This window comes from Streptomyces graminilatus, from assembly GCF_001418565.1.
Lineage (GTDB): Bacteria > Actinomycetota > Actinomycetes > Streptomycetales > Streptomycetaceae > Streptomyces > Streptomyces graminilatus.
Map to the genome: position 1 here is coordinate 1 of NZ_LIQQ01000100.1, position 10,464 is coordinate 10,464.

Consider the following 10,464-nt stretch of genomic DNA (forward strand, 5'->3'; position numbering starts at 1 on the left):
GACAGGAAGTCACCGCCCCCCGCCTCCGCGCCCTCCTCGCACTGCTCGCCGGTGATCTGCGCGCCGGCTGCGGCACCGAGCGGCTGGTGGCGGGGCTGTGGCCGGAGGAGTTGCCGGAGCGGCCGGGCAAGGCGTTGCAGGTGCTCGTGTCCAGGGCGCGGGCGCAGTTGGGCGCCGACGTCATCGCGAGCACGCCGACCGGTTACCGGCTCGCCCTCGCCGAGGAGCAGGTCGACAGCTCCGCCCTGCTGCTCCACGCGGCCACGAGCGCGGACCGGGCCAGGGCCGGGGACCACACCGGTTCACTGGCCGCCGCCGAGGCCGGGCTCGCCCTCTGGGAGGGGACCCCCTCGGAGGAAGGCGACCTCGGCGACTCCGACGACCCCCTTGCCGCGCTCCGCGCCGAGCGTGCCCCCGTACGCCGATCCCTCGTACGCGCGCGAGCGCTCGCGCTCGCCCGGCTCGGGCGGCACTCGGAGGCCGCCGGGCCCCTGACCGCCGTCGCCGCCGAGCAGCCGCGCGACGAAGAGGTGCTCGCCGAGCTGCTGCGTGCCGAGGCGGCGACAGCCGGCCCGTCGGCCGCGCTCGCCCGCTATGAGGCGTACCGCCGTGAGCTGCGCGACGGGCTTGGCACCGACCCCGGACCTCAACTCAAGGCAGTTCAGCAGGCGTTGCTGTCCGGTGAAGCCCCCGCCGTCCGGCACGGCGTGCCGCACGAGCCGAATCCGTTGCTCGGGCGGGACCACGACATCGCCGAGGTCGAGCGGCTGTTGCACGCCTCCCGTGCCGTCACCGTCGTCGGGCCCGGTGGTCTCGGCAAGACGCGACTCGCGCACGCCGTCAGCCGCCGGGCCGAGCAGCGCGTGGTGTACTTCGTGCCGCTCGCCGGTGTCACCGCCGACGAGGACGTCGCCGCCGAGGTCGCCTCCGCGCTCGGCGCGGGTGACAAACGGCCCGGAGGCGGCGCGGGCGGCCACGACCATGTGTCCGGCATCCTCGGCGTCCTCGGCGCCGAGCCCGCTCTGCTGGTCCTCGACAACTGCGAGCAGGTCATCGCCGGTGCCGCCGGCCTCGTACGCGCTCTGGTGTCATCGTCGGAGAACCTGCGGGTGCTTGCCACCAGTCGCGCTCCGCTGGGCCTCACCTCCGAGGCCGTGTACGCGCTGCCCGAGCTTCAACTCGCCACCTCCGTCGAGCTGTTCACGCAGCGGGCGCGGGCCGCCCGGCCCGGTGTGGAGCTGCCGTCGGACGTGGTGGCCGGGCTGTGCCGGCATCTCGACGGGCTGCCGCTCGCCGTGGAACTTGCGGCGGCGCGGGTACGGGTGCTGTCGGTGCCGGAGATCGCCCGCCGCCTCGGCGACCGGTTCGCGCTGCTGCGCGGCGGCGCCAGGGATGCGCCGGAGCGGCACCGTACGCTCCACGCGGTCGTCGACTGGAGCTGGAATCTTCTCGACGAGGAGGCGAGGGCCGCGTTGCGCCTGCTGTCCGTCTTCCCCGGCGGCTTCGCGGGCGACACGGCGGAACAACTCCTCGGCGAGGACGCGCTGTTGCTGCTGGAGCAACTGGCCGACCAGTCCCTCCTCACGGTCGCCGACACCCCGGCCGGTGTCCGGTTCCGCATGCTGGAGACCGTACGGGAGTTCAGCGCCGCCCGGCGGACGGACGCGGGCGGGGACGAGGCCGCCGTCGGTCAATTCCTTGCCTGGGCCCGGGACTTCGGGGTCTCTCACCACGACTGGTACTTCGGATCGGCGCCGCCGGCCGCCGGGGAGCGGATCAGGGCCGAGCAGGACAACCTCGTACTGGCCCTGCGCCACGCCCTGGCGCGCTCGGACGGCCCCACCATCGCCGCCCTCACCGCCGTCCTCACCGCGCTGTGGTCCACCGGCTCCAACTACCTGCGCCTCGCCGCCCTCGCCGCCGAGACCGGCCCGCCGCTGTCGCACTACCGGCCCGAGCCCGAGTACGTCGAAGTCGCCCGCGCCGCAGCCGTGTTGTGCACGGCGAGCCTCTTCATGGGCTACGGCCCGGTCCCCGTACGCCAGCTCGTCACCCTCCGGCGCCTGCCCCCGGCCCCGCCGGACACGCTGGTGCGGGCCATCGCGGTGGTGCTGGGCGCGATCCCCGAGATGGTCCCTCCCCGCTACGACGTACTGCGCACGCTCTGCGACAGCGAGCAGCCGCTGCTCGCCGGGGTCGCCGAGTGCGTCGCCACGTACGTCTGGGAGGCCGAGCACGACATCGACCGGGCGCTCGCCTCGGCCCGCCGTACCGTCTCCGCGCTGGCCCCGGTCGACAACCCGTTCATGCAGGTCATGGGGCATGCCCGGCTCAGTCAGCTGTGCCTGCGGCTGGGGCAGGGCGATGCCGCGTACGAGCAGCTCAGGGCGGCGCTCGATCTGCTGCCGAGGCTCGGCGACGAGCGCGACAACATCGGCGTCCGCTGGGGGCTCGTACTCGCCTGTCTGCAACGCGGCGACCCGGACGAGGCCGAGTACTGGCTGCGGCAGGCGGAGGGTGCCGACGCCTCGCCGCAGAAGGCCGCCACCGCCGCCGAGAACGCGGACGGCGCCGATCTCGGCGGACGCGCCGAACTCGCCCTCGCCCGTGGGCTGACGGAGGTCGGGCTCGGCCTGTGGCGCGGCGCCGTGGAGGGGGTTGCCGGGGCCGGTCCGCTGCACAGCGGTGATCCCTTCCTCGACCGGTGGGCGCTCCAGATCCAGTCGGCGGCGGTCACCGCGCACGCGCACGCCGGCCGCCTCGAACTGGTCGCGGCGACGGCCGGCCGGCTGCGGCAGGCACTGCGGACCATGCTCTCCGGTACGTCCCACACACCCATGGAACTCCCCGTGTACGGAACGGTGTTGCACGCCCTCGGCCTGGCGGCCCTGGCCTCCGGGGACGACCCGTCGACCTCCGTACGCATGATCGCCCTCGCCGAGCGGCTACAGGTGCTGCGCGACTACCAGCCCACGATGTCGGAGGACCGTGCCCGGCAGGCGGCCCGGAACGCCGACGGGGCGGCGTACGCCGACGCGGTGTCGGAGTACGCCGCCCTGGGGCGGGACGAGTTGCGGGACGCGGCCCGCGCCGTCATGGCCGTCACGGTTACTTCGGGTCGCGCTTGAACGAGGCCGTCGACCAGCGGTGGCCGAGCACGGTCAGGCCGACGCACCAGGCGAGGGCGATCCAGCCGTTGACGCCGATCTCCGTGCCGAGGAGCAGCCCGCGCAGGGTCTCGATGACGGGCGTGAAGGGCTGGTACTCGGCGATCGGCTGGAACCAGCCCGGCATCGTGTCGGCCGGGATGAAGGCGCTGGAGATGAGCGGGAGCAGGATCAGCGGCGTCGCCATGTTGCTGGCCGCCTCCGGGGTCGGGCTGGCCAGCCCCATCCCGACCGCGATCCAGGTGAGCCCCAGGGCGAACAGGGCGAGCAGTCCGAAGGCCGCCAGCCACTCCAGGGGCGTCGCGTCCGTCGACCGGAAGCCGATGGCCACGGCGACGAGACCGACCAGGACCAGGCTGGCGAGCACCTGCAACACGCTGCCCACGACGTGCCCGATGAGCAGCGAGCCCCGGTGGATCGCCATCGTGCGGAAGCGGGCGATGAGGCCCTCGGTCATGTCCATCGAGACGGACACCGCCGCCCCGATCACCGTGCTGCCGATCGTCATGACCAGCAGCCCCGGGACGATGTAGGCGATGTAGGCGGAGCGGTCGGCGCCGCCGCCACCGATGCCCGCGCTCATCACGTCGCCGAAGATGTAGACGAACAGCAGGAGCAGCATGATCGGCGTGAGCAGCAGGTTCAGTGTCATGGACGGGTAGCGGCGTACGTGGAGCAGGTTGCGGCGCAGCATCGTGGACGAGTCGCGCACGGCGAGGGAGAGGGCACTGGTACTCATCGGACGGACTCCTTGGGCTGGTTGGCCTGGTTGGCCTGGCTGGATACAGCTGTGGTGGGGCCGGTGAGGGCGAAGAACACGTCGTCGAGGTCGGGGGTGTGCACGGTCAGCTCGTCCGCCTCGACACCGGCCGAGTCCAGCCAGTCGAGGATGGAGCGCAGCTCGCGCTGGCTGCCGTCGCTGGGGATCTGGAGGGCGAGTGCCTCGTCGTCCCGGGTGACCTCGCGCAGGGCGACGGCGGCCGACTGATAGGCCACCGGGTCGGTGAAGCGGAGCCGGACGTGGCCACCGGGGACGATCCGCTTGAGTTCCTCGGCGCTGCCCTCGGCGGCGATCCTGCCGTCGTTCAACACCGCGATACGGTCGGCGAGTTCGTCCGCCTCCTCCAGATACTGGGTGGTGAGGAAGACGGTCACGCCGTCGGCGACGAGCCCTCGGATGATGGCCCACATGTTGTGGCGGCTGCGCGGGTCGAGGCCGGTGGTCGGCTCGTCGAGGAAGATGATGCGCGGTCCGCCCACCAGCGTCATGGCGAGGTCGAGACGGCGCTTCATACCGCCGGAGTAGGTGGAGGCGGGCTTCTTCGCGGCGTCGGTGAGGTCGAAGCGCTCCAGGAGTTCGGCGGCGGTGCGGCGGCCCTCCTGCCTGGGCAGGTGGTGCAGGTCCGCCATGAGGAGCATGTTCTCCTCGCCGGTGATCAGTCCGTCGACGGCGGAGAACTGCCCGGTGACGCCGATCGCGGCCCGTACGGCCTGCGGGGCGAGCGCCAGGTCGTGGCCGCCGACGCGCAGCTCGCCGGCGTCGGCGGAGACGAGGGTGGAGAGGATCTTCACGGCGGTGGTCTTGCCGGCGCCGTTCGGCCCGAGCAGCGAGAAGACCGTACCGGCCGGCACCGCCAGGTCGATCCCGTCGAGGACCGTCTTGTCCCCGTAGGCCTTCCGCAGCCCCTTGGCCTCGATGGCGAGTGAGTGTGTCGTTGTCGGTGTCGTGGGTGAAGTGGATGTCGTCGGTGTCATGCCGCAGAGACTGCGGCACGGCGCATTCAGCGCGGTCTCACGCCGGTTTCAGTGCCCTGAAACCGGGCCCCCGGGAAAGGCGGGAGGGGCGCCGCCGACCACGTCGACCGGCGCCCCTCCCGCCCAACCACAAGGCTCGCTCACGAGGTCCGCGCCGTCCCCGTCCCCTTCTCCGCGTCCAGCGCGTACACGCACCGGTCCTTGCTGCACGCGTACACCACTCCGTCCTTGACCACCGGGGCGCCGGTGATCTCGCCGCCGGTCGCCAGCTTCCAGCGCAGGCGGCCGTCGTCGGCCTTCAGGGTGTAGAGGAGGTGATCCGTCGAACCGAAGTGGATACGGCCCTCCGCGACCGCCGGGGCGCCCACGATGTCGCCGCCCGCCTGGAAGCGCCACTTGGGCGTACCCGTGACCGCGTCCAGGGTGTACAGCCCCTTGCCGCTGCCGACGTGCACATGGCCCGCCGCCACCAGTACCGGTTCGGTCGACGCGCGGGACTCCGTCGCGATCCGCCACCGGTCGCGCCCGTCGGCCGCGTCGAGGGCGTACACCGTACCGAGGTAGTCGGCGAGGTAGACGCCGCCGCCGGTGACCGCCGGGCCGGGGGCGAAGGTGGGCGGCGAGAGGAAGACCGCCGGTGCCTCGAAGTGCCAGCGGACATGGCCGCCGGCGATGTCGATCGCGAGGACACGGGTGCCGGCGCAGGCGTACACCTGGCCGTCGGGGCCCGGGGTCAGCCGTACCGGGACTCCGCCGCAGGAGGCGGCGTCGCCGATCGGGTAGGACCAGCGCTCGTCACCCGTACGGGCGTCCAGGGCGCGCAGTCGGCCGTCCTGCCAGACGAAGACCGTGCCCTCGTGGAGCTGCGGGCCGGCCTCCGGGGACTCGAAGTCGGTCTGGGCGCCGGTGTGCTCCCACAGCTTCTGGCCGGTCGCCGCGTCCCAGCCCTGGACGCCGCCGCCGCGCGTGCCGGTGACGACGGTGCCCCGGTCGGCCTTCAGGGAGTACACCCAGGCGTCCGTGGACAGCCGCCACAGGTCCATGCCCTCACGGGCGTCCAGCGCGAACAGGGTCGGGCCGTCGGAAGCGTGGATCCGGCCGTCCGCGACCGCCATCGACCAGGCGACGTCCCTCGTCTTGAAGCGGCGGCGGCCCGTCATCACGTCGAGGGCGTGCACCTCGAAGGAGGTGACGTAGACCAGGTCACCGGCGACGGCGGGCTTGCCCCAGACATCGTTCGACATGCGGAAACGCCAGGGGCGCCAGCCCGTCGGGGACTCCGGGGGCAGCGGCGGCGAGACCAGCGCGGGGTTCGGGTCGGCGCCGTTGACACCGGGACGCGGGCGCGACCAGGAGGCGACCAGACCGGCCTCCGGCGGGGGCGCCTGTACGGCGGCGGCGCGGGCGTCGGCGACGCGCGGACCGGGGCCGATGGGCACGGGTGCGCCGGCCAGCCGTACGGGGCCGGTGTCGGGCGCTCCGGACGGCAGGGCCGGAAGGGCGGGCAGCGCGGGCGGCATGGGGCCCGGCCCGGACGCGGGTACGAGGCCGGGGCCCGGGCCGCGGCCGAAGGCCGGTGCCGGGTCGTGGGACGGCGGGGGCGGGATCGCCGGCCGGCCGCCGCCCCTGCCGCCGCCGGACGACTGCGGCTTCGGTGCCTGGTGGCCCGCGCGCCGGGCCTCGATGAGGCTCACCGCCCGTTCGGGCAGCCAGGCGGAGGCCGTTCCGCTGTCGTCGGAGCCGGAGCCGTAGAGGTGCGGGGCCAACTGCGCCTGGAGGTCGGCGGGGTTGGGGCGGCCGGTCGCCTCCATCTGCATCAACGATTCGATGAGCGGGCGGAGTTCGTCCGGCAGGCCTTCGAGGTCCGGGCCCTCGCGCAGCAGCATGAAGACCGTCTCCACGGGGTTCGCGCCGTGGAAGGGGGCATGGCCGGTGGCCGCGAAGACCAGCATCGAGCCGAGCGAGAACACGTCGCTGGCGCCGGTGACGCTGCGTGAGTCCTTCGCCTGCTCGGGGGACATGTAGGCGGGCGTACCGACGGCGACGTTCGTCATCGTCAAACGCGTGTTCGAGACGCCGGACGCGATACCGAAGTCGATGACCCGGGGCCCGTCCTCGACAACGAGCACGTTGGACGGCTTCAGGTCACGGTGGACGAGCCCGGCCCCGTGGATGGACTGGAGCGCCTCCGCGACCCCCGCCGCGAGCCAGCGCACCGCCTGGGCCGGCATCGGCCCGCACTCGTTCACTATCTCTTCGAGGGAGGGCGCGGGTACGTACGCGGTGGCCAGCCACGGTACGGCGGCACGCGGATCGGCGTCGACGACGGCGGCCGTATAGAAGCCGGAGACGGCGCGCGCCGCCTCCACCTCACGGGTGAAGCGGACCCGGAAGAGCTGGTCCTCGGCGAGTTCCGTCCGGACCGTCTTGATCGCCACCCGCCGGCCGGAGGCCGAGCGCGCGAGATAGACCAGCCCCATTCCGCCGGCACCCAGCCGCCCCAGCACCTCGAACGGCCCGATCCGCCGCGGGTCGTGCTGCGTCAGCTGATCCACCACTTGCCTGCCACCTCCCCGTACGAGCCACGTCACCACATATGTACGCGACCCCGTGCAGCGTCTCACCACCGCCACCGCGTTGGCGGCACGGACCCCGATTCTTCCTGGCCCGGGCACAGGTTGCGAACTCGGACACAAAACGGGATGTCTACGCCCATACCGGTGTCAACTGTCCGCGCGCGGTCGCTCCCGCCCCCGCTCACGCCCGTTTCGGCGCGGGCCATGACGCCCGAAGAGGGCTGATCACGGCTGCCGGCGGCTCATTTTCGGAGGAGTGCGAACGACGCTCCCTGATTGTCCGTGACGACCGCCACATTCCCGTACGAAGTGTCGAAGGGCGGTGCCTGGACACGTCCGCCGAGCCGGTTCACCGCGCCGAGCGCCGCCTCCATGTCCTCGACGGCGAAGTGGACCAGGAAATGCGGCGGCATCTCGGCCGGGAACACCTCGGACACGGCGGCCCGGCCGAAGTCGGGGGCCGCGTCCGGACCGAAGAGGGCCTCGTGGAAGAGGTTGCCGTAGAAGGTGTTGGCCACGGCCGTGTCCCGGGCGTACAGCTCGGCCCAGGCGAAGGTGCCGGGCTCGTGGCGGCGGCCGAATCCGGGGTACTCGGCGGACTGCCAGAGGCCGAAAACGGCGCCCTCGGGGTCGGTGGCCAGTGCCGTGGTCCCCAGTTCGCCCACCGGGACCGGCGCGGTGATCACCTGTCCGCCGGCCGCGTGGATCCGGGCGACGAGGGCATGGATGTCCGGGGCGGCGAAGTACACCGTCCACACGGTGGGCATCCGGCCGTCGGTCTTGTGGCCGAGGGAGGCGACGGGTTCGCCGCCGCACAGGGCCTGCGTCAGGCCCTCATTCTCCCGGAAGGTCCACCCGAAGAGCTCACCGTAGAAGCGCTTGCCCGCCTCTACGTCGGGCAGCTGGGCGTCCACCCAGCAGGGGACGCCCTCGGTGTGGGCGGATGCCCTGTTTTCGGCCATACCGTCAAGTTAACGGCCCTTGCCCCATACCGCCCTCCAGGGACCGCCAAGAGGCCGTCCGGAGGCCCTCCCAAACCCCTTCGCATCTCCCCCGCACCCCATTTGCAGTCGGCCGAATCGCGCTCCGATCACCCCTCGGTAAGCTGACGACATGACAGGACAAGTGCGTACCGTCGACGGCCGTGTGGCGGGTCGGCGTGGGCAGGCGACCCGGCAGAAGCTGCTCGACTGCCTCAGCGAGATGCTCAGCTCTTCCCCTTACCGGGACGTCAAAGTCATCGATGTCGCCCGGAAGGCGGGGACTTCGCCCGCGACCTTCTACCAGTACTTCCCGGACGTCGAAGGCGCCGTCCTGGAGATCGCCGAGCAAATGGCCACCGAGGGCGCCGGGTTGACCCAGTTGCTCGCGGGACGGTCCTGGGTCGGCAAGGCGGGCTGGCAGACCGCGCAGGAACTCGTCGACGGGTTCCTGGAGTTCTGGCGGCGCAACGACGCGATCCTCCGGGTCGTCGATCTGGGCGCCGCCGAGGGCGACAAGCGGTTCTACAAGATCCGCATGAAGATCCTCAACTCCGTGACCAACTCCCTTACGGACACGGTCACCGACCTCCAGGCCAAGGGCAGGGTCGACAAGGACGTCAGCCCCGCCGCCATGGCCGGCTCCCTCGTCGCGATGCTCGCGGCGGTGGCCTCACACCAGAAGGGCTTCCAGACCTGGGGTGTGAAGCAGGCCGAACTGAAGCCGAACCTTGCCCAGTTGGTCCACCTGGGCGTGACCGGAAAGAAGCCGACGAAATAGCCCCGGCCCACTTATCCAGGTTCCGTGGCCGATTCAGGCCCAAGTCCTGTCACCCAGGCGGTGGTTCACTCCGGCTCACTCCGGCGGACCACCGCCTGTCGCACATCACCGGCCAAACAGCGGCTGCTACGAGTGCGACGGCTGTTGTCGCCGTACGATCCGGAAGATCCGTATCTCCCGCTCGACCCTCGACTGGTACGTGGCGTACGGCGGCCAGAAGGCCAGCAGCGCCTTCCAGGCCTCCTCCCGTTCCGCACCGGCCAGCAGCCGGGCCGTGACCGGGATGTCCTCGCCCTTCCAACTGACCTCGGCGTCCTCCGGGTGGGCGAGCAGATTGGCGGTCCAGGCGGGATGACCGGTACGCCCGAAGTTGGACCCGATGAGCAGCCAACCGTGCCCGGAGTCCTTGCCCGCGCCCGCCTCCGGTCCCGCCCCCTCGGGCATACAGGCGAGCGGGGTACGCCGGAGCTGCCCGCTCCTCGCTCCGCGCACACTGAGGACGACCCCGGGCAGCAGTTGGGCGCTGAGCAGCACCTTGCCCTTGGTCAGCCGGTGGACGGCGCGGTCGAGCGCGGGGATGACGTGCGGGGCGACGCGCGCGAAGGCCCGCGTCGAGGACACCTTCTGGACCACTTTCACGACCATCGCCTTTGCCGCGGACATCAGACGGCCACCTCTCCCGTGTCGAACGTGTCGAACGTGTCGAGCGTGTCGAAGAGCCGCGCGGCGTCGGCCGCGTGCGCCCGGAGCCGGTGCACCGGCCCGAACAGCAGCTCGTCGCCCGCGGCGCGCTTGAAGTAGAGCTGGGCCGCGTGCTCCCAGGTGAAGCCGACACCACCGTGCAGTTGGATGCCCTCGGCGGCGGCGGTACGGAGGGAGTCGAGGCCCTGGGCGAGGGCGAGGGCGCCAACTCGCTGCTCTTTCAAGGTAGTTGACGCGATCACCCAGGCAGCATAGTAGGCGGCCGAGCGTGCCGCCTGGACCTGGACGTACACATCGGCGAGCCGGTGCTTGACGGCCTGGAANNCTCCAGAATCCGCTCGGCGGCCCCGACGGCCTCGGCGGCCAGCACGGTGGCGGCGAGGTCTCCGCCACGGGCGAGACACGCACCGGCGTCGACCTCCCCGTCTCCCAGCAACTCCGCCGCCACGTCCCGGAGTTCGAGGCGGGCCTGCGGGCGGGTGGCGTCGAGGGAGGTCTGCCGG

Annotated in this window: 8 protein-coding genes and 1 pseudogene; 2 read left to right on the forward strand and 7 right to left on the reverse strand. The window is 72.2% G+C overall.

The annotated features are described in order from the left end of the window. On the forward strand, positions 1-3,128 hold a 3,128-nt coding region (locus tag AOK08_RS10305; protein WP_055525185.1), incomplete at its 5' end, for an ATP-binding protein. On the opposite strand, the gene AOK08_RS10310 is transcribed toward AOK08_RS10305, so the two are convergent. From AOK08_RS10310 to kbpA, 4 genes are all read right to left on the reverse strand, one after another. After that, positions 3,109-3,906 (reverse strand): ABC transporter permease, encoded by a 798-nt coding sequence (locus AOK08_RS10310; protein WP_055525186.1) that lies wholly within the window; start codon positions 3,904-3,906, stop codon positions 3,109-3,111. The two genes, AOK08_RS10305 and AOK08_RS10310, sit on opposite strands and share 20 nt — an antisense overlap. Next, positions 3,903-4,922 carry an ATP-binding cassette domain-containing protein gene (locus AOK08_RS10315; protein ID WP_055525187.1) on the reverse strand — a complete coding sequence of 340 codons (1,020 nt, stop codon included), beginning with the start codon at positions 4,920-4,922 and terminating at the stop codon, positions 3,903-3,905. The genes AOK08_RS10310 and AOK08_RS10315 overlap by 4 nt, the downstream gene beginning before the upstream one ends. Before the next feature lie 140 nt (positions 4,923-5,062). Beyond that, complete coding sequence (gene afsK, locus AOK08_RS10320) at positions 5,063-7,480, reverse strand: protein serine/threonine kinase AfsK (RefSeq protein ID WP_055525188.1); 2,418 nt, start codon at positions 7,478-7,480, stop codon at positions 5,063-5,065. A gap of 260 nt (positions 7,481-7,740) precedes the next feature. After that, positions 7,741-8,460, reverse strand: a complete 720-nt coding sequence (kbpA, locus tag AOK08_RS10325) for an AfsK-binding protein KbpA (RefSeq protein WP_055525189.1) — start codon at positions 8,458-8,460, stop codon at positions 7,741-7,743. 151 nt (positions 8,461-8,611) lie between these two features. On the opposite strand from kbpA, the gene AOK08_RS10330 reads away from it, so the two are divergent. Next, complete coding sequence (locus AOK08_RS10330; RefSeq protein WP_079053956.1) at positions 8,612-9,259, forward strand: TetR family transcriptional regulator; 648 nt, start codon at positions 8,612-8,614, stop codon at positions 9,257-9,259. 126 nt (positions 9,260-9,385) lie between these two features. Here AOK08_RS10330 and AOK08_RS10335 read toward each other — a convergent pair whose 3' ends face one another. The 3 genes and pseudogenes from AOK08_RS10335 to AOK08_RS49095 all read right to left on the reverse strand — a co-directional run. Continuing rightward, positions 9,386-9,922: a nitroreductase family deazaflavin-dependent oxidoreductase gene (locus AOK08_RS10335; protein WP_055525191.1), complete on the reverse strand. Its 537-nt coding sequence runs from the start codon at positions 9,920-9,922 to the stop codon at positions 9,386-9,388. After that, positions 9,922-10,284 (reverse strand): acyl-CoA dehydrogenase family protein (locus AOK08_RS42995; RefSeq protein WP_277816017.1); only part of this gene is annotated, 363 nt, incomplete at its 5' end. The genes AOK08_RS42995 and AOK08_RS10335, both read right to left, overlap by 1 nt. A gap of 2 nt (positions 10,285-10,286) precedes the next feature. After that, positions 10,287-10,464: pseudogene (locus AOK08_RS49095) on the reverse strand (acyl-CoA dehydrogenase family protein); the annotation flags it as partial.

Excerpts from the sequence above, each read along its gene's own strand:
- AOK08_RS10310 (WP_055525186.1), bottom strand. The coding sequence starts at position 3,906 with ATGAGTACCAGTGCCCTCTCCCTCGCCGTGCGCGACTCGTCCACGATG.
- AOK08_RS10315 (WP_055525187.1), bottom strand. The coding sequence starts at position 4,922 with ATGACACCGACGACATCCACTTCACCCACGACACCGACAACGACACAC.
- kbpA (WP_055525189.1), bottom strand. The coding sequence starts at position 8,460 with ATGGCCGAAAACAGGGCATCCGCCCACACCGAGGGCGTCCCCTGCTGG.
- AOK08_RS10330 (WP_079053956.1), top strand. The coding sequence starts at position 8,612 with ATGACAGGACAAGTGCGTACCGTCGACGGCCGTGTGGCGGGTCGGCGT.
- AOK08_RS10335 (WP_055525191.1), bottom strand. The coding sequence starts at position 9,922 with ATGTCCGCGGCAAAGGCGATGGTCGTGAAAGTGGTCCAGAAGGTGTCC.